Here is an 18,296-nt window from a genome sequence, read left to right on the forward strand (position 1 = left end):
GGCCGCCTCAGCGTCGCAGCCAGACGCGGATCATCGAGTTGAGCTTGTCGAGGTCGACCGGCTTGGAAAGGTAGTCGTTCGCGCCGGCGGCGAGGCACTGCTCGCGGTCGCCGCGCATCGCCTTGGCGGTGAGCGCGATGATCGGCAGCTGCGCGAAGCGCGGCTGGGCGCGGATCTGCCGGATCGCCTCGTAGCCGTCCATGCCCGGCATCATGATGTCCATCAGCACCAGTTCCAGCGCGGCGTCCTCGTCCAGCATGCGCAGCGCCCTCGGCGCATCCTGCGCCATGCTGACCTTGAGGCCCCAGCCGCGCATCACCTTCGACAGCGCGAACAGGTTGCGCATGTCGTCGTCCACCAGCAGCAGCTGGTGGCCCTGCAGCCCGTCGGCGACGTCGGCCGCGCTGGCGGACGGCTGCTGGTGGATGCGGTGCAGGAACAGGCTTACCTCGTCCAGCAGCCGGTCCGGCGAGCGTGCGCCCTTGATCACGATGCTGTCGGTGTACTGGCGGATGCGCAGGCTTTCCTCGCGGCTGAGGTCGCGGCCGGAGTAGATCACCACCGGCGGCACGCTGCCGCCGGCGGCGAGGCGCTCCAGCAGCTCCATGCCAGACAGGCCGGGCAGGCCGAGGTCCAGCACGATGCAGTCGTAGGCGTCCTGTGCGATCCGTTCCAGCGCCTGCTCGGCGGAGTCCGCCTCGTCGATCTCGACGCGGTCCTGGCGCAGCAGGCTGCGCAGCGCACTGCGCTCGGCGGCATCGTCGTCCACCACCAGCAGGCGGCGGGTGCGGCCACGGGCCGCGTGCAGCAGGCGATCCACCGCCGCGTTGATCTGCTCGCGGCTGACCGGCTTGGTGAGGAACCCCACCGCGCCGAGTTCGCGACCGTGCGCCACATCGTCGGCGGCGGAGAGGAAATGCACCGGGATGGCGCGCGTGGCCGGATCGGCCTGCAGCCGTTCGGCTACGGTCCAGCCGTCGATGCCCGGCAGCATCACGTCGAGCAGGATGCCCAGCGGGCGGTAGCGGCGCGCCAGCTCCAGCCCGCTTTCGCCGTCGGTAGCGAGCAGCATGGGATGACCCTTCTGGCGCACCATGTCGGCGAGGATGCGCGCGAACGCGGGGTCGTCCTCGACGACCAGGATCGGCGCGTCGCCGGGGGCGATGCGGTCGCGGTCGTCGGGCAGGCTGCCCGGCAGCAGCGCCGGGTTCGGCAGCGGCCGCGCGGATGTTGCCGGCGAGGTTTCCGGAGCGACCGCCGGCGCGGCGGCCACGCTGCGCTCGGGCAGCAGCAGGGTGAACTCGCTGCCGCGGCCGCTTTCGCTGCGCAGCACGATGTCGCCGCCGAGCAGCCCGGCCATGCGCCGCGAGATGCTGAGACCCAGGCCGGTGCCGCCGTAGTGCCGGCTGGTGCTGGAGTCGACCTGTTCGAACGCGGCGAACACCTTTTCCTGCTTGTCGGTGGGGATGCCGATGCCGGTGTCGGCCACGCTGATCGCCACGAGCGGCTGACCCGCCAGCGACGCGCGCATCGGCAGGTCGGCGGCCGGGCGGTCGATGCGCACCTGCACGGAGCCGGAGGCGGTGAACTTGAACGCGTTCGCCAGCAGGTTGTTGACGATCTGTTCGAGCTTGCCGGGGTCGGTGTGGATGCGCGCAGGCAGTCCCTCGGCCAGCTGCACGGCGAAGTCCAGCCGCTTGTCGCGGGCCACGTGGTCGAAGTTGCGGCGCAGGCTGCGGGCGAGGTCCGCCAGCGCGTAGTCGTCCAGCGCCAGCTCCATCTTGCCGGCCTCGATCTTGGACAGGTCGAGGATGTCGTTGATCAGCCGCAGCAGGCTGCTGCCCGCGTCGTGGATGATCTTCGCCGACTCGACTTCCTCGGTGTCCAGGCGGCCGCCCGCATTCTCGGCCAGGCTGCGCGAGAGGATCAGCAGGCTGTTCAGCGGCGTGCGCAGCTCGTGCGACATGTTGGCGAGGAACTCGCTCTTGTACTGGCTGGCGCGCGCCAGTTCGCGCGCCTTCTCCGCGGTTTCCGCCTGCAGCGCCTCGAGCGCCTGCTTCTGCTCGTGCAGGGTCTCGCTCTGCAGGCGCAGCTCCTCGTTCGAGGACTGCAGCTCCTCCGCCTGCACGCGCAGCTCCTCCTCGGAAACCAGCAGGCGCTGCGACTGTTCCTCCAGCTCCAGGGTCTTCGCCTGCAGCTTGTCGTGCGACTCGCGCAGGGCTTCCTGCTGCTGGCGCATGGTGATGCTGCTGACGCGCAGCTGGTCGGCCTGCTCCTGGGTCTGTTCGAGCAGGTCCTGGGTGCGCACGGCGCGGCTGAGGTTGTCCAGCGACAGGGCCACCTTCGGCAGCAGCTGGTCCAGCAGTTCCCGGTGCAGCGCCGTCGGGGCCTCGAAGCCGGCGACCTCCAGCACGCCGATCAGGCGGTCGCGCAGCAGCAGGGGCAGGACCAGCAGGTGGCGCGGCAGCGCACTGCCGCTGCCGGAGTCGATGCGCAGGTAGTCGTCCGGCAGCTGGTCCAGCTCGATCGGTTGGCGGCTCAGCGCGCACTGGCCGACCAGGCCTTCGCCCGGCAGGTAGTGCACGGCGGGATCGGCGCCCAGTCGCAGGCCGTAGCTGCCGATCAGGTCGAGCCGCCCGCTGGGTTCGTCGTACAGGTAAAGCATGCCGACGCCGGCCTTGAGCAAGGGCATCAGCTCGCCGGTCAGGCGCTCGCCGAACGCGCGATGGGTGGTGGCTTCCTGCAGCTGCCGCGAGATCGCCGCGACCTGGCCCTTCAGGCGGGCGTTGTCGTGCGCCTCGATCGCCATCTCCTTGAACACCTGCAGCGCGCGGGCGATCTCGCCGATCTCGTCGCGACGCTCCACTTGGCGGATCTCGACGTCGTGGTCGTGTGCCGCAAGCCGGTTCATCTGGTCGGTGATGCGCCGCAGTGGCCGGGTAACCAGGCGGTAGCACAGCGAAATCACCAGGAAGCCCAGCAGCAGCATGAGCAGTGCGAATGCCGCATCGACCACGCGGATGCGCGTCATCAGGCTGTCCATGCGCGAGGTCCGGTCGGACAGCAGCTCCTGCTCGGTGGCGCTCATCCGGTCGAGCAGGGCGAGGATGTCGGCGGCGCGGACGGAACGGCGTTCCATGTAGCTGGACTGGATGCGACGCCGTTCCGCCTCCTGCTGCGACGGGTCCAGTGTGCCCAGATGCGCGGATGGCGCCACCACTTCCGCATCCACTTCCTGGCGCCATTGCGCCACCAGGTTGCCGAGCTGGTCGATGCGCACCTGCTGCAGCGGGTTGTCGGCGGTCAGCGCGCGCAGCCGGCGCGCGTGTTCATCGAGCTCCTGCGCGCTGGCGGTGTACGTCGCCAGCTGATCGCCGTGCTGGTTCAGCAGGTAGCCGCGGATGCCGACCTGGGCGGCCCTGGCCGCATGGCGTACTTCGTCGACCTGCTGCAGTACCGCGTAGGTATGCATGTACCAGTGCCTGGCCGCCTCCTGCTGCCGCAGCGAGTACAGCATGAGCAGATTGGCGGTCAGCGACATGCCGAGCAGCAGCGCGATCGCCAGCAGGATCTTGCGCTGGATCGGCTGGTTCGCCAGCCAGGGGTACTTGCGTGGCATCGTGCGGATCGTCGCGGACATGGTCGTGTCGCCGGGCGTGTCGAAGGACCGGTCGCCGCACGTCCCTGTCGTGTGCGGGGCCGCTGATGCGCAACAGGGTAACCGCTGCGCGCGCCCGGCCATAGCCGGGCGCCGCGGGCGTCAGCGTCGCCGCCAGCCCGGGGGCACCAGCGAGCGCCGCCGCACGGCCAGCGCCAGCAGGGCCGCCGAGCACAGCGTGCACAGCGCCAGCGCCACCACCGAGGCCTCGGCGCCGAACGTACCGCCGCTGAGCCAGTCCGGGCCGGTGCGGGTGGACACCAGCCAGCCATCGGCCTTCAGACCCGAGACCGGGATGCCGTAGACCGTGCCCTGGCAGAAGTTCCAGGCCGCGTGCAGGCCCATGCAGACCGGCAGCGAACGGGTGACGTGGAAGAGCAGGCCGAACAGCAGCCCGGCCTCGATCGCGATAGCCGACGAACTCCACGCGGTGGCGCCGGGATTCTTGGCATGGGCGAAGCCGAAGAACAGCGCCGAGAGCAGCAGCGCCGCCCAGGTGCCCAGGCCTTCCTCGGCAACGCGGAACAGCACGCCGCGGAACACGATTTCCTCGGCGATGCCGGCGCCGATGCCGGCGACGAGCAGGGCCGGGAGCCAGTCGGCGTGGGGATTGAAGCCGGTGACGTGATAGCTGCCCAGCAGCCAGAGCACGCCCACCACGATGCTGAACAGCAGGCTGCCCGCCAGCACGCCGCCAAGCGCATCGCGCCAGCGTCGCGGCGCCAGTTCTTCCGGCTTGCGGCCTTCGACGACGCGAACCAGGAACAGGTAGGTGACGATCGCCGGCAGCAGCACGGCCACGAGGTAGGCCAGCGACGAGCCCAGCGGCGTCTTGGCCATGCCGTGCATGAGCAGGTGGACGAGCGCCGAGCTCGACCGGTTCAACGCCATGAACAGCACGATGAAGATCGCGATGCGCGCCAGCGGCGAGCACACCAGCCAACGTTTCCATGGCGGTGCCGTGGCCGGCGTGGCGTAGGCGAGCGACAGCGTGCCATTCATGCGTGCAATCCCCTGGTGAAGTGCCGCCAAGCCTAGCGGGCGCGCGGCATCGCGTCTGCGTGACTTCCGCCACGCGCCGCCGGCTTACACCTCCACGGACGTCGCATGCTCGCGCGTGGCGGAGAAGCGCACCGCCGGCGAGCGCTCCTGCGCCAGCTGCAGGTTGACCCGCGACGGCGCCAAGTAGACCAGCTCGCCGGCGGCGTCGATGGCGAGGTTCATCGCGTTCTTCTCGCGGAACTCGGCGAGCTTCTTCTCGTCGTCGCAGTGCACCCAGCGCGCGGTGGCCACGGTCACCGGCTCGAACGCGGCGTCCACGCCGTATTCGTCCTTGAGGCGGTAGGCCACCACGTCGAACTGCAGCACGCCCACCGCGCCCAGGATCAGGTCGTTCGACATCAGCGGGCGGAAGAACTGCGTGGCGCCCTCCTCGGACAACTGCGCCAGGCCCTTCTGCAGCGCCTTCATCTTCAGCGGATCGCGCAGGCGCGCGCGACGGAACAGCTCCGGCGCGAAGTTCGGGATGCCGGTGAAGTGGATCGGTTCGCCTTCGCTGAAGGTGTCGCCGATGGAGATCGTGCCGTGGTTGTGCAGGCCGATCACGTCGCCGGGGTAGGCGGTCTCCACGATCTCGCGGTCGGAGGCCATGAAGGTGAGCGCGTTGGCGATGCGCACCTCCTTGCCGGTGCGCGTCTGCAGCATCTTCATGCCAGCGGTATAGGTGCCCGAGCAGACGCGCATGAAGGCCACGCGGTCGCGATGGGCCGGGTCCATGTTCGCCTGGATCTTGAACACGAAGCCGGTGAGCTTCTCCTCCTCCGGCTGCACTTCGCGCGTGGTGGTGGCGCGCGGGCGCGGCGAGGGCGCATGCTCGACGAAGAAGTCCAAGAGCAGCTGCACGCCGAAGTTGTTCACCGCCGAGCCGAAGAACACCGGCGTCAGCTTGCCGGCCAGGTACTGCTCCAGGTCGAACGGGTTGGAGGCGCCCTGCACCAGCTCCAGTTCCTCGCGCAGCTCGGCGAGCATCTCTGCGCCCACCGCCGCCTCGAGTCCGGGTGCGTCCAGTCCCTTGAAGATGGTCGAGTCCTGGCGGGTGAAGTTCTTGCCCGGCTCAAAGACGTGCACCTCGTCCAGCAGCAGGTGATACACGCCCTTGAGGCGCTTGCCCATGCCGATCGGCCAGGTCACCGGCGTGCAGGCGATGCCCAGCACCGATTCGACCTCGTCCAGCAGTTCGATCGGCGAGCGGCCTTCGCGGTCGAGCTTGTTGATGAAGGTCATGATTGGCGTGTCGCGCAGGCGGCACACCTCCATCAGCTTGATCGTGCGCTCCTCCACGCCCTTGGCGCAGTCGATCACCATCAGCGCCGAGTCCACCGCGGTCAGCACGCGGTAGGTGTCCTCGGAGAAGTCCGCGTGGCCCGGGGTGTCGAGCAGGTTGACGATCTTGCCCTCGTACGGGAACTGCATCACCGAGGACGTCACCGAGATGCCGCGCTCCTTTTCCAGCGCCATCCAGTCGGAGGTCGCGTGGCGCGCGGCCTTGCGGCCCTTCACGCTGCCGGCCATCTGGATCGCGCCGCCGAACAGCAGCAGCTTTTCCGTCAGCGTGGTCTTGCCCGCGTCGGGGTGGCTGACGATGGCAAAGGTGCGGCGGCGGCTGGTTTCGGCGAGGTGGGTGGACATGGACGTATGCAGGAGTAATCGATGATCGAACCCGTCATTGTAGCCCGGGTTGCTCGGGTCGCCGGCGGGTCAGGCCGCATCATCCCGGCTGCCGCCGGGGCAACGGGGAGGGGGCGGAAGGTCTGGGCCCGGAGCACCGCGGCCGGTCTGGGACCGTTCCACATGCCGTTTCAGCACATCCAGGGTGCCGTTCCAGTAGAAATGCAGGTGCCGGAAAACCGATTCGGTCGGGAAACCGCTTGCCCACAGGACGAGCGATGTCCACCCGCCCGCGCTTTGCAGGCTGAAACGGAGCGTGGTGTAGCTGTCCGGGTGGTCAGGCAATCGCGACAGCGAGCTCCGGTGCGTGTAGGCAAGCCGCTCCGGTGGAACAAATTCCAGTACCTCCCCGGTGTTCTCGAACGGCGCGTGGTGGAAGCCGCTGACCGTGAACGAGCTGCCTGGCACCCAGGAAGTTTCGATCTCTACGCTGAAATCGTCCCCGCCCATCCATGCCCTCATGGCATCGATCCGGGTCAGGATTTCCCAGGTATCGGCGACGCCTGCACGGATAAGCACGCGTTGTTCGAACGTCCGGGACATGACGCGGCTTTGTCGGAGCGGGGCGGTCAGCGCATGATGCCGGTATGGCCCAGCGAATAGCGGCCCGGCTGCGGCCACACCGCCAGGCCGTGCGGCTCGGCGCCGACCCTGATCTTGCGCACCTTGCCGGTGGCGGTGTCGATGGCGTAGACCACGTCGTCGAAGCGGCCGGAGAGCCACAGCGTCCTGCCGTCCGCGCTGACGTTGCCCATGTCCGGGCTGCCGCCGCCGGGGATCGGCCAGTTGGCCACCACCTTGCGGGTGGCGAAGTCGATCACCGACACGCTGCCCTTGCCGTGGCGCGGGCCGTGGATCTTGTTCGAGCCGCGGTTGGCGACGTAGAGCTTCGTGGCGTCGCGGCTCGGGTACAGGCCGTGGGTGCCGACGCCGGTCCGGATGAAGCCGACCCTGGCGAAGCTGGCGCCGTCGACCAGGAACACGCCGTCGGCCATCATGTCGGCGACGTAGAACACCTTGCCGTCGGGCGAGACGCGGATGTCCTGCGGCATGCCGTGCCTGTCCAGCTGCAGGTAGCCCAGCACCTTGCGGTGGACCATGTCGATCTTCGCCAGCCGGCCGTCGAACTCGCAGGTGAAGATCGCGTAGCGGCCGTCGATGGAGAAGTCGGCGTGGTTGATGCCCTTGCAGCCGGGTACCTGGAGGCTGGATTCCAGCGCCATCGTGTGCGGGTCGCGGAAATCCAGCCGCGCATGCGTCTCCGCCACCACGATGGCCTGCCTGCCGTCGGGGGTGAAATACATGTTGTACGGATCGTCCACCGCGATCGCGGCCCCCGGCTTGCCGGTCCTCGGGTCGATCGGGGTGAGACTGCCGTCGGTGTGGCCTTCGGCGTTGTTGGTGACCCACAGGGTCCTCAGGTCCCACGAGGGCACGACGTGCTGCGGGCTTTGCCCCACCTTGAACGTGTCGACCACCTTGTAGGTGGCCGGGTCGATCACGGAGACGCTGTCGCCGCGCAGGTTCGGCACGTAGATGCGCGCCGGGTCGCCGGCTACGGCGGCGGCGAGATGGCCGGCGCCGGCCTCGCTGTACAGGTTGGCGGGATTCACCACCGGCGGCATGCCGGGGACGGTGCGGACCGACGACGCGGCGGCGAGCGGGGCGGCGCAGAGGCCGGCCAGGGCGGCGCCTGCGAGCAGGGCCAGGCGCGGCAGGCGGAGGGATGCTGGGGACATGACGGTTCGCTGGATGTGGGGGGATGTACGGAAACGCGGGCGGCGCATTATCGCCCAGCCGTGTCGCGGCGGATCGCCGCGACGGTGCGCGACACGATCGCATCGACGCCGAGCTGGCCCAGCGCCGCGCTGGAACGGCGCGGGTCGCCGCCGTACACGCCGTCCGCCGCGCCGGGCTTCGGGGCCTGGCGCAGGCGCTCCAGCCGCACCATCTGCGGCGCCACGGCCAGCTGCAGCGAGGTGTCGGCCAGCCCGGCGTGGGTGCCGATCTCGTCGTCGCGGATGCCGTGCGCGTGCAGGATCTTCGCGTAGCCGGCGGAACTCGCCTCGTAGTATTCGGCCGGCGCGAAGGCGCGCGCCGGCCCGCCGGCCCATTGCCGGTTGAGCCGGGCCACCACGCGCTGCAGGTCCTTCTGGTAGCCGCCGTGGTCACCGAGGAAGACGATGTTGCGGAAGCCGTGCACGGCGAAGCTGTTCGCGGCCGACGCCAGCAGCTGCTCGAACGTGGCGTCGGGGATGGTGATGGTGCCCGGGAAGCGCATGTGCGAGGTCGGCGGCGCGTAGCCGCCTTCGGGAACGTAGGCGACGGTTGGCGCGACCAGCGCGTTGCCCAGCTTCTCGGCGATGCGTTCGGCCAGCACCGTGGCACGCCGGTTGTGCTTGCCCACCGCGATGTACGGGCCGCTCTGCTCGGTGCCGCCGATGGGGATGATCACGGTGGTCCTGCCTGCGTGGAGCTGCGCGCGCAGCTCGGTCCAGGTGAGGTCCTGCAGCTGCACGGTGGCGGGTGTCTGCGCGAGGCCGGCCGGTGCGGCGGCAAGCAGCGCGGCGAGCGCGAAGGCGGGTTTCAGCAGCCGGGAGGGCATGGGGATTCCTTGGAGGCAGGGAGGACGGCGGGCGGCTTCAGGCCGCCTTGAACGTCACCACCAGCACGTCGCGGTGCGCGGGCCGCGACGGCTCCTTCGGCACCACCGGGGTGACGCCGTGGAACACGCGACGGTCGTCGACCAGGGCGGCGTCGAACGCGCGCGCGAGCGTGAAGTGACCCAGCTCGCGGCCGTCGGGTGCGTGGATGGTGGTGGTGCCGCGCTCGATGTTCTCGCGTTCGACCAGCAGCACCAGCACGTAGTCCACGCCGTCGCGGTGCACGCCTTCGGGCGTGGGTTCGCCGGCTTCGCCGGCGCGCGCCTCGATGCGGAACTGGTGCACCTCGATGCGCCATTGCCGCACCTGCGGCGCCAGTGCGCCGAAGCTCTCGCGGCAGAACGCGAGGATGCGTCGCAGGCTGGCGCCTTCGGCAATCGCCGGCTCGACCGGCTCGAACCAGCGCTCGATGCCGCCCTGCAGGGCGTTGTAGGCCACGCTCTGGTAATGCGGCTGGTGCGGTTCGCGGCGGATCGTGCCGGTGGCGTCGGCGGCGAACACCGCATGCCGCCGCCGGCGACGACGGCCGCGCGCGGCGAGGTAGGCGTCGTCGCCGAGTTCGTTCCAGCTCGCGGCGAACGCGGGCCAGTCGGCCAGCGTGGCGGCGTCGAGCAGGCCGCGCATGGCCTCGGCGGTGACGAAGGCGAAGCCGTCGCGACGCAGGGCGTCGCGCAGTTCGAGGGAGGTGGGGACGTTCATGCGCGCACGCTAGCAGGAAGCGCATGAAGCGGCACTGGCCTGCCGAGGGCGGCGCGCGGGCGGGTCAGAGCGCCTTGGCGAACGCGCGATGTGCGATGCCCGCCTGCAGCCTTGCGGGGCTTTCGGGCGGAAACGCCTGCTCCAGCCATGCAGGCACGGGGATCCGCTTCTCACGCAGGAAGGCGGGATTGAACAGTTTGGCCTGGTAGCGCGTGCCAGCGTCGGCGAGCACGGTGACGATGGTGCGGCCGGGACCGAGCGCGCGGGCGAGGCGGATCGCGCCGGCGATGTTCACGCCGCTGGAGCCGCCCACGCACCAGCCTTCCTCGCGCAGCAGGCGGTGCAGCAACGGCACGGACTCCTCGTCGGGGATCGACCAGGCGAGGTCGATCGGCGCGCCGTCGAAGTTTGCGGTGACGCGGCTGGAGCCGATGCCCTCGCTGATCGAGTTGCCGCTGGCGGCCAGCTCGCCGGTGCGCACGTAGCTGGCCAGCGCGGAGCCCGCCGGATCGGCCAGCGCGATGCGCACCTGCGGCTTGCGCGCCTTCAGCGCGTGGCCCACGCCGGCGAGCGTGCCGCCGGTGCCGGCGGCGCAGACGAAGCCGTCCACCTGGCCGCCGGTCTGCTCCCAGATCTCCACCCCGGTGGTGGCGGCGTGCCAGTCGCGGTTCGCGGTGTTGTCGAACTGGTCGGCGAACCACGCGCTGCCCGGGTGCGCGGCATTCAGCGCCTCGGCGTGGCGGCGCGCGTGGTGGGCGTAGTGGTTGGGGTCCTTGTAGGGCACGACGGGCACCAGCCGCACCTCGGCGCCGGTGACGCGCAGCGCGGCGATCTTCTCCGCGCTCTGCGTCTCCGGCATGAAGATCACCGTGCGGTAGCCGCGGCTGGCGCCGACCAGCGCGAGGCCGATGCCGGTGTTGCCCGCCGTGCCTTCCACAATGGTGGCGCCCGGCGGGAGTCCGCCGCGCCGTTCCGCGTCCAGCACCAGGCCCAGTGCGGTGCGGTCCTTGATCGAGCCGCCGGGGTTGAGCAGTTCCGCCTTGGCCAGGATCTCGCAGCCGGTGAGCTCGCTGGCGTGGCGCAGGCGGATCAGCGGGGTGCGGCCCACGCTGGCGGAAAGATCGGCTCGGATGCTCATGGTCGGGAACTCATTCGCGGATCGGGACATGCCGGCCGCAGGAGCGCATCCGGTACGCGATGCCTTGGGGTTCGGCCGAGGCCGATGGCATTCGCGTCCAGGTGCGCTCCCGCGGAGTGGGCGTTCACGCCGCCGGCGCAGGCACGAAGCGCAGGTAGGGCTTCAGCGTGCGCCAGCCGTCGGGATACAGCTTGCGCGCATCCTCGTCGGACACCGACGGCGCGATGATCACGTCGTCGCCGGGCTGCCAGTCCACCGGTGTGGTGAGTTTGCGGCCGTCGGTGAGCTGCAGCGAGTCCAGCACGCGCAGCACCTCGTCGACGTTGCGGCCGGCGCTCGGCGGATAGGTGAGGATCAGCCGCACCTTCTTCTGCGGGTCGATCACGAATACCGAGCGCACGGTGACCTTGGGGTCGGCCTTGGGGTGGAACATGCCGTAGAGCTTCGCCACCTCGAGGTCCGGGTCGGCCAGCAGCGGATAGTTGATCTCCGCCCCGCCCACGTCGGCCACGTCCTTCGCCCAGCCCCGATGATCGGCCACCGAATCCACCGACAGGCCGATCAGCTTCGTGTTGCGCGCATCGAACTCCGCCTTGCGGCTGGCGAACGCGCCCAGCTCGGTGGTGCACACCGGGGTGTAGTCCTTCGGATGCGAGAAGAACACCACCCAGTGCGAACCGGCGTAGTCGTGGAAGCGCACCGCGCCGGCGGTGGAGTCGAGGGTGAAATCGGGGGCGGTGTCGCCAAGCTGCAGGCTCATCGGGTGCTCCTTTGCGAACGGTTCGCCCAGCCTGCGCCGGGCCCTGCAGGGGCGGCAAATACATATCACGAATATGCATATGCACGTCCAGACGTTTAGACGTCTATTGACAGGCTGGCGGGGCACCGGCAATATTTCCCGCACTCATCGAGACCGGCTGAGGGACAGGCCCTTTGAAGCCGGGGCAACCTGCGGAATGTTCCGCGACGGTGCCAACTCCTGCGGCGGCGCCTCGGCGCCCCGGCAGATGGGCGGCTTGCGCAGGCGGCACTCGTGCCGTAGTGCGCGGGGCTCCTCTCCGGCATCCGCAGGCGATGCCGAACGGAGAGACGCATGAGCCAGCTGCCCGAAACCCGCGCCGTCTGTACCGCCGAGGTGGTCGATTTTCCGACCGCGCTGCGCACGCGCGTCGGGCTCGGCGAGCAGCGCAGCGCGCGGCGGCTCACCCTCATCCCGAAGTACGGCAGCAGCCCGCGCGAGGTCGACGTGCGCTACCTGTGGCGCGGCGCGCCGGACGCACCCACCGTGATCGTGCAGGGCGGCATCTCGGCGAACCGCGACGTCACCGCGCCGGCCGATGCGGAGCCGGGCTGGTGGCAGGAACTGGTGGCCGAGGGTGCGGCGATCGACCTCGGCGGTTTCCGCGTGCTGGCGATCGACTGGCTCACCCCGGCCGAACTCGGCGCCACCACCATTTCCAGCGAAGACCAGGCCGATGCGCTGGCCGCGCTGCTGGATGCGTTGGGCATCGCCCGGGCGCATGCCTTCGTGGGTTCTTCCTACGGCGCGATGGTGGCGCTGGCCTTCGCCGCGCGGCATCCGCAACGGGCGGAGCGGCTGGTGCTGCTGTGCGGGGCGCACCGCGCGCATCCGCTGTCCACCGCGCAGCGCAGCGTGCAGCGCGGCATCGTGCGGCTGGGCCGGCAGAGCGGGCAGCTGGACGAGGCGCTGGCGCTGGCCCGCCAGCTGGCGATGACCACCTACCGCGGCAGCGCCGAGTTCGGCCGCCGCTTCGCCGGCGAACCGGAGTGGCGCGGCGACCGCTTCCACTTTCCGGTCGAGGACTATCTGGAACACCAGGGCCGCCGCTTCGTGGAGCGCTTCGACGCCGAGCGCTTCCTCGCGCTGTCCGAATCCATCGACCTGCACGACGTGGCGCCCGAACAGGTGCCGTTGCCGACCACCCTGATCGGTTTTCCCTCGGATCGCCTGGTGCCTCTGGCCGACCTCTGCGAGCTGCAGCGCCGCCTGCGCGGCCCGGCCACGCTGGAGGTGGTGGAGTCGCCCTACGGCCACGACGCCTTCCTCAAGGAACCGGAACAGCTCGCGCCGCTGCTGCGCGAAGCCCTGCGCTGAGCATCACCACAACGACATTCACCGCGACACATCGGATTTCGGGAGAACCCCATGAGCGAGAACACGGCCCCCTGGACCCGCGCGGTGCGCGCTGGCATCGAGAGCGACACCCAGCATGGCGCGGTGGTGCCGCCGCTGCATCTCTCGACCAACTACAGCTTCGAGGGTTTCGGCAGGAAGCGCCCCTACGACTACTCGCGCAGCGGCAACCCCACGCGCGACCTGCTCGCCGACGCGCTGGCCGAGCTGGAGCAGGGCGCCGGTGCGGTGGTCACCGCCAGCGGCATGGCGGCGGTGGCGCTGGCACTGGAACTGGTGCCGGCCGGCGCCACGGTGCTCGCGGCGCACGACTGTTACGGCGGCACCTGGCGCCTGCTCGACGCCTGGGCGAAGAAGGGCCGTTTCGCGGTGCAGTTCGCCGACCTCACCGACCCGGCAGCGCTGGCCGCAGGCCTCGCCGCCAGGCCCGCGCTGGTGTGGGTGGAGACGCCGTCCAATCCGCTGCTGCGCATCACCGACATCCGCCACGTGGCGCAGGCGGCGCATGCCGTCGGCGCACTGGTGGTGGTCGACAACACCTTCCTCTCGCCCGCGCTGCAGCAGCCGTTGGCGCTGGGCGCCGACGTGGTGGTGCACTCCACCACCAAGTACATCAACGGCCACAGCGACGTGGTTGGCGGCGCCGTGGTGGCGCATACGCCGGAGCTGGCCGAACAGCTCAAGTGGTGGGGCAACTGCAACGGCCTCACCGGCGCGCCGTTCGACAGCTACCTCACCCTGCGTGGCCTGCGCACGCTGGGCGTGCGCCTGCGCCAGCACCAGGAGAACGCCGAACGCATCGCCGCGCACCTGGACGGCCATGCCGCCGTGCGCAAGGTGTACTACCCGGGCCTCGCGTCCAACCCGTACCACACGCTGGCCGCGCGCCAGCAGCAGGGCTTCGGCGCGATGCTCAGCTTCGAGCTGGAGGGCGACGAGGCGCAGATCGCCGCCTTCGTCGAAGGCCTGGAATACTTCTCGCTGGCCGAGTCGCTGGGCGGCGTGGAGAGCCTGGTCGCGCATCCGGCCAGCATGACCCACGCCGCGATGGCGCCGGAGGCACGCCGCAAGGCGGGCATCGCCGACACCCTGCTGCGCGTGTCGGTAGGCATCGAGGACGGCGGCGACCTGCTGCGCGACCTCGACGCCGCGCTGGCGCGCGCCGTGGCTGCAGGCAAATCCAAACGCGCGGTGGGCGCATGAGTGCGGTGCTGGCCGAAGCGGCGCCCGCGGCAAGGCGCGAAGCGACCCCAGCCGTCGCCGTGGTGTTGCTCGGTACCGGCGTCGTCGGCGGGGCCTTCCTCAAGCTGCTGAACACGCCGGCCGCCGCCGCGCTGCGGCTGGTGGGCGCGGCCAATTCGCGCCGCCAGCAGACCGACCCCGCCAGGCTTGCCGAGCGCAACCTGCGCGAGCAGCTCAAGGCCAACGGTACACCGCGCGACGATGCGGCCCTGCTCGCCGCGCTGGACGCCAGCGAGGCGGCGGTCCGGGTGATCGTGGACGCCACCGCCAGCGTTGCGCTCGCCGCGCGCCATGCCGAGTGGCTGGCCCGCGGTTACCACGTGGTCACCGCCAACAAGGCGCTGGCCGGCGGCGAACTGCCGGGCTGGCGCGCCTTGCAGTCCGCGCTCGCCCACGGCGCGCGCTACGGCGATTCCGCCACGGTGGGCGCCGGCCTGCCGGTGCTCTCCACGCTGCGCCGCCTGCGCCACTGCGGCGACGCGCTGCTCACGCTGGAAGGCGTGTTCTCCGGCTCGCTGTCGTACCTCTTCAACAGCTACGACGGCAGCCGCCCTTTCTCCGCGCTGCTGCGCGAGGCGCGCGAACGTGGCTACACCGAGCCCGATCCGCGCGCCGACCTCTCGGGCGAGGACGTCGCGCGCAAGTTGCTGATCCTCGCCCGCAATGCCGGCTTCGCGCTGGGCTCGGACGAGGTGCAGGTGGAAGGCCTGGTGCCCGAACCGCTGCGCGCGCTGGATACCGGACAGTTCCTCGACCGGCTGGAAGAACTCGACGAGCCGCTCGCCACCCGCCACGCCGAGGCCAGGGCGCGCGGCAACGTGCTGCGCTTCCTCGCCCGCCTCAACCAGCGCGGCCGTGCCCGCGTGGGCCTGGCCGAGGTGCCGGCGAACCATCCCGCCGCGCGCCTCTACGGCACCGACAATCAGTTCGCGCTGACCACCACCCGCTATCACACCCAGCCGCTGGTGATCCAGGGGCCGGGCGCGGGACCGGAAGTCACCGCGCAGGCCCTGCTGGGCGACGTGCTGGCGCTGGGTTGATCCTTCGGGTTGCCCAGAAATCTTTGCGCAACCGTGCGGATGACGGGCTGGAAACCCCTCGGTTTACAGATACGGCGCGGTGCGGCCACACCGCGCCGCATCCGGAAACTGAGGGATCTTCCGCTCGCACAGGTGCAGCTACGCAGGGATTTTGAACAGGCCCTAGGCTTTCGGCACGAACTGCAGGTACGGCTCCGCCTCGCGCAACGCGCGGGCGAAGGAGGGCCGTTCCATCAGTCGTTGCCGGTAGGCAGCGAGGTGCGGGAAGCCGTCCAGCGGCTCGGCCCAGTCGGCGTAGAACAGCGGCGGCGCCGCCGCGCAGTCGGCCATGGTGAACGTCTCGCCCGTCGCCCAGGTGCGCCCGGCCATGGACTGCTCGAGCAGGGCATAGGCGGTGCGCAGTTGTACGCGCGCCTGCGCCACGCCGACCGCGTCGTGGCCATCTTCGGGGCGCAGGCGGTCGGTGATGACCTTCTGCGTGGGCACGTGCAGGTACAGGTCGAAGAAGCGGTCGCGCTCGCGCACCTCCAGCGCGGCCTGCGGGTCGGCGGGGACCAGCGCCGTGCGGCCGGGGTAGTGCAGCGCCAGGTACTCGATGATGATCGTGGACTCCGGCACGGTGCGGCCGCGCGCCTCGTCGCGCAGCACCGGGAAGCGCAGGATCGGCCAGACCTTGCGGAAATCCTCGCGCGAGGCCTCGTCGTCCAGCCGCACCACGCGCGGCTCGAACGGCGTGTCGTTCTCGTACAGCGCGATCAGCACCTTGTGGCAGAACGAGGACAGGGGATGCATGTAGAGCAGCAGGTTCATGGGTAGCTCGCTGATGGATGCGGATTTCGGGCGGATCGGGGCACGGTTGCCGCCCCTTGTCCGGGCGACGAACAGGCCAGGGGATTTTCGACAATGGAGGCGGTTGCCGGCGTGCTGTCCGGCGCCGGAGCGGGCGCGGCTGCAGGCTCCCCGGGAGTGCCGCAGCCGGCTCGGCGGGAGCATGCGTCGCGCCGCACGCCTCGGGCAGGCTCAGCCCCGCGGCTCGCGCCGGCGGCGTCTCCTGCGTGGCATGGCCTGACCGCCGTCCGCCCCGGCGATCGGCAGCGGCACCGGTTTCACGCGCACGGCCAGCACCACGCCGGCCACCAGCAGCGCGATGCCGAACAGGGCCGATGGTGCAGGCACGCGATGGCGCAGTACGAAGGCGTAGGTCAGCGCGGCGAGCGTCTCGAACACGATCAGCTGGCCGGCCAGCGCGGTGGGCAGGCGCTGGCTGGCCTCGTTCCAGCACAGCGTGCCCAGCCACGAGGCGAACAGGCCGATCGCCGCCATCAGGCCGGCGAACAACGCGGGATGCGGCCCCAGCGGCATCGGGAACGTGCTGCCGCCGGCCTTCATCGTGCCCCACACCGCGGCATAGCCGAGCGCGGCCAGGGGCAGCATCGCCACGCCCTGCGCCGTGGCCCAGGCGCGCGGGTTGCGGTCGGGGTGATGGCGCAGCCAGTCGGCGTTGCGCAACGGATACCAGGTCCAGCAGGCCACGGCGCCGCAGGCGAACAGCGCGCCCGAGGCGTAGCGCGCCAGGCCGCCGTGCGCGTGGCGCAGCGCGGCCAGCTCGGCGTGGTTCACGCTGGCGATGCCGGCGACGATCAGCAGCAGCGGCGGCGCCAGCCGTGGCCAGGGCAGCTGGCCATCGCGCCGGCCGTTGCGCAGGTTGGCCGCGATGGCGATGACCACCGGCAGGGTACCGACGATCATCGTGGGCAGCGGCGCGCCGGCGCGCTGGATCGCGCTGGCCAGGCACAGGTAGTACAGCAGGTTGCCCACCGCGACGAGCTTCAGCGCCTCGACCCAGTCGGCACGGCCAAGGCCACGCAGCGCATCGCGGTGCAGCCACGCGAGCGGCAGTGCGATCAGGCCGAAGGCGAGATAGCGCGCCGTCGACTGCAGTGCGGGCGGGTACTCCGGCAGCAGCACGGGGGCGACGAACACCATGCCCCACATCAGGCCGGCCGCGAGTGCGTAGAGGGTTCCCTTCAACATGCGCGCAGCATGGCGCGCCGCAGGGCGGCCGTCTTGAAGCAGATTGCGGTGGACGGACCCGGGCTCCGGGCCCGGGAGGAAATCACGGCTGCCCGGCACCCACCTGTCGCTGGTAGCGCGCCGGCGTCACGCCGTAACGCCGTGCGAAGGCGCGGGTGAGGTGGGCCTGGTCGCTGAGGCCGGTGGCCGCGGCCACCCGGGCCGGCGGCTCGCCCGCATCGAGCAGGCGCTTGGCGCGGGCCAGCCGCAGTGCCATCAGCATCTGCTGCGGAGTGGCGTGATGCTGGGCGCGGAACTGGCGCAGGAAATGGAACGGGCTTAGCCCGGCAACGGCCGCGAGCTGGTCAAGATTGGGGCGATCGGCCAGGTGCGCATGCAGGTAGTCGATCACCGGCGCGAAGCGCATCGCCGCCTGCGCCGGAGCCGGGCGCGGCACGCGCGCATGCGCGCGGAAGCGGTCGAGCAGCGTGGCGAGCAGGCTGTCGAAGGCCAGCGGTTCGTCGGCCTGCCAGAGCGCGTCGAGCAGGGCGGTGACCTTGCGCGTGCCAATCCCGTCCATGCACACCGCCTCATCGAACCACCAGCCGGGTTCGCCGCTGATGTGCGCCACCAGCGCCGGATCGATGTAGATCATGCGGTAGCGCCAGCCGCCGGCGGTCTCGGCGCTGCCGGTGTGCAGCTCGGCGGCGTTCATCGTCACCAGCGAACCGGGTGGCGCCAGATGCTCGGCGCCACGGTAGCGGAACCGTTCCACGCCGGACTCGATCGCGCCCAGGCCGAAGCCGTCATGGCAATGCAGCTCGAAGGCGTGCCGCACGATGTGCGCGCGATAGAGCTCGATACCGGCGCGGTGCGGCGGATGCCGGAACTGCGCCGTGTCGGCGGGGTGCTCGAACTGGCCGGGTACGCCTTGCATGCCGGGATGATGGCACGCCATGGC

15 protein-coding genes and 1 riboswitch are annotated in these 18,296 nt (G+C 70.6%); of the genes, 3 read left to right on the forward strand and 12 right to left on the reverse strand.

Features of this window, described 5'->3' with window-relative positions; genetic code table 11:
• Positions 1-7: 7 nt before the first annotated feature.
• The 9 genes from ACQGNW_RS07795 to ACQGNW_RS07835 form a co-directional block, all read right to left on the reverse strand.
• Positions 8-3,640: a response regulator gene (locus ACQGNW_RS07795; RefSeq protein ID WP_426662568.1), complete on the reverse strand. Its 3,633-nt coding sequence runs from the start codon at positions 3,638-3,640 to the stop codon at positions 8-10.
• A gap of 120 nt (positions 3,641-3,760) precedes the next feature.
• Positions 3,761-4,660 (reverse strand): CPBP family intramembrane glutamic endopeptidase, encoded by a 900-nt coding sequence (locus ACQGNW_RS07800; protein ID WP_426662569.1) that lies wholly within the window; start codon positions 4,658-4,660, stop codon positions 3,761-3,763.
• Positions 4,661-4,744: 84 nt separating this feature from the next.
• The gene (locus ACQGNW_RS07805) at positions 4,745-6,346 is read right to left on the reverse strand and encodes a peptide chain release factor 3 (RefSeq protein WP_426662570.1); all 1,602 of its coding nucleotides are present in this window, start codon (positions 6,344-6,346) and stop codon (positions 4,745-4,747) included.
• Positions 6,347-6,415: 69 nt separating this feature from the next.
• Positions 6,416-6,928 (reverse strand): SRPBCC family protein, encoded by a 513-nt coding sequence (locus ACQGNW_RS07810; protein ID WP_426662571.1) that lies wholly within the window; start codon positions 6,926-6,928, stop codon positions 6,416-6,418.
• A gap of 26 nt (positions 6,929-6,954) precedes the next feature.
• The gene (locus tag ACQGNW_RS07815; protein ID WP_426662572.1) at positions 6,955-8,124 is read right to left on the reverse strand and encodes a YncE family protein; all 1,170 of its coding nucleotides are present in this window, start codon (positions 8,122-8,124) and stop codon (positions 6,955-6,957) included.
• A 47-nt stretch (positions 8,125-8,171) separates the two neighbouring features.
• Complete coding sequence (locus ACQGNW_RS07820) at positions 8,172-8,990, reverse strand: creatininase family protein (protein WP_426662573.1); 819 nt, start codon at positions 8,988-8,990, stop codon at positions 8,172-8,174.
• A 37-nt stretch (positions 8,991-9,027) separates the two neighbouring features.
• Entirely contained in the window at positions 9,028-9,747 is a 720-nt protein-coding gene (locus ACQGNW_RS07825; protein WP_426662574.1) for a 2OG-Fe dioxygenase family protein, read from the reverse strand.
• Between the two features lie 64 nt (positions 9,748-9,811).
• The gene (locus tag ACQGNW_RS07830) at positions 9,812-10,885 is read right to left on the reverse strand and encodes a cysteine synthase A (RefSeq protein WP_426662575.1); all 1,074 of its coding nucleotides are present in this window, start codon (positions 10,883-10,885) and stop codon (positions 9,812-9,814) included.
• A 124-nt stretch (positions 10,886-11,009) separates the two neighbouring features.
• Positions 11,010-11,645, reverse strand: coding sequence for a peroxiredoxin (locus tag ACQGNW_RS07835; protein ID WP_426662576.1), 636 nt, complete (start codon positions 11,643-11,645; stop codon positions 11,010-11,012).
• Between the two features lie 141 nt (positions 11,646-11,786).
• A riboswitch (SAM riboswitch) is annotated at positions 11,787-11,899 on the forward strand.
• A gap of 79 nt (positions 11,900-11,978) precedes the next feature.
• On the opposite strand from ACQGNW_RS07835, the gene metX reads away from it, so the two are divergent.
• From metX to ACQGNW_RS07850, 3 genes are read left to right on the forward strand one after another with little or no spacing between them, the layout of a single operon-like run.
• Positions 11,979-13,001: a homoserine O-succinyltransferase MetX gene (gene metX, locus ACQGNW_RS07840; protein WP_426662577.1), complete on the forward strand. Its 1,023-nt coding sequence runs from the start codon at positions 11,979-11,981 to the stop codon at positions 12,999-13,001.
• 30 nt (positions 13,002-13,031) lie between these two features.
• A complete protein-coding gene (metB, locus tag ACQGNW_RS07845; protein WP_426662742.1) occupies positions 13,032-14,243 on the forward strand; it encodes a cystathionine gamma-synthase in 1,212 nt (403 codons plus the stop codon).
• Positions 14,240-15,322 carry a homoserine dehydrogenase family protein gene (locus ACQGNW_RS07850; RefSeq protein ID WP_426662578.1) on the forward strand — a complete coding sequence of 361 codons (1,083 nt, stop codon included), beginning with the start codon at positions 14,240-14,242 and terminating at the stop codon, positions 15,320-15,322. Before metB ends, ACQGNW_RS07850 begins: the two co-directional genes overlap by 4 nt.
• A gap of 162 nt (positions 15,323-15,484) precedes the next feature.
• Here ACQGNW_RS07850 and ACQGNW_RS07855 read toward each other — a convergent pair whose 3' ends face one another.
• The 3 genes from ACQGNW_RS07855 to ACQGNW_RS07865 all read right to left on the reverse strand — a co-directional run bounded on the left by ACQGNW_RS07855 (position 15,485) and on the right by ACQGNW_RS07865 (position 18,272).
• Positions 15,485-16,132: a glutathione S-transferase family protein gene (locus ACQGNW_RS07855; protein ID WP_426662579.1), complete on the reverse strand. Its 648-nt coding sequence runs from the start codon at positions 16,130-16,132 to the stop codon at positions 15,485-15,487.
• A gap of 210 nt (positions 16,133-16,342) precedes the next feature.
• Entirely contained in the window at positions 16,343-17,356 is a 1,014-nt protein-coding gene (locus tag ACQGNW_RS07860; protein WP_426662580.1) for a DMT family transporter, read from the reverse strand.
• Positions 17,357-17,438: 82 nt separating this feature from the next.
• Positions 17,439-18,272: an AraC family transcriptional regulator gene (locus tag ACQGNW_RS07865; RefSeq protein WP_426662581.1), complete on the reverse strand. Its 834-nt coding sequence runs from the start codon at positions 18,270-18,272 to the stop codon at positions 17,439-17,441.
• Positions 18,273-18,296 lie beyond the last annotated feature (24 nt).

The sequence above is a fragment of the Rhodanobacter aciditrophus genome (genome assembly GCF_050026795.1).
Classification (GTDB): domain Bacteria; phylum Pseudomonadota; class Gammaproteobacteria; order Xanthomonadales; family Rhodanobacteraceae; genus Rhodanobacter_A.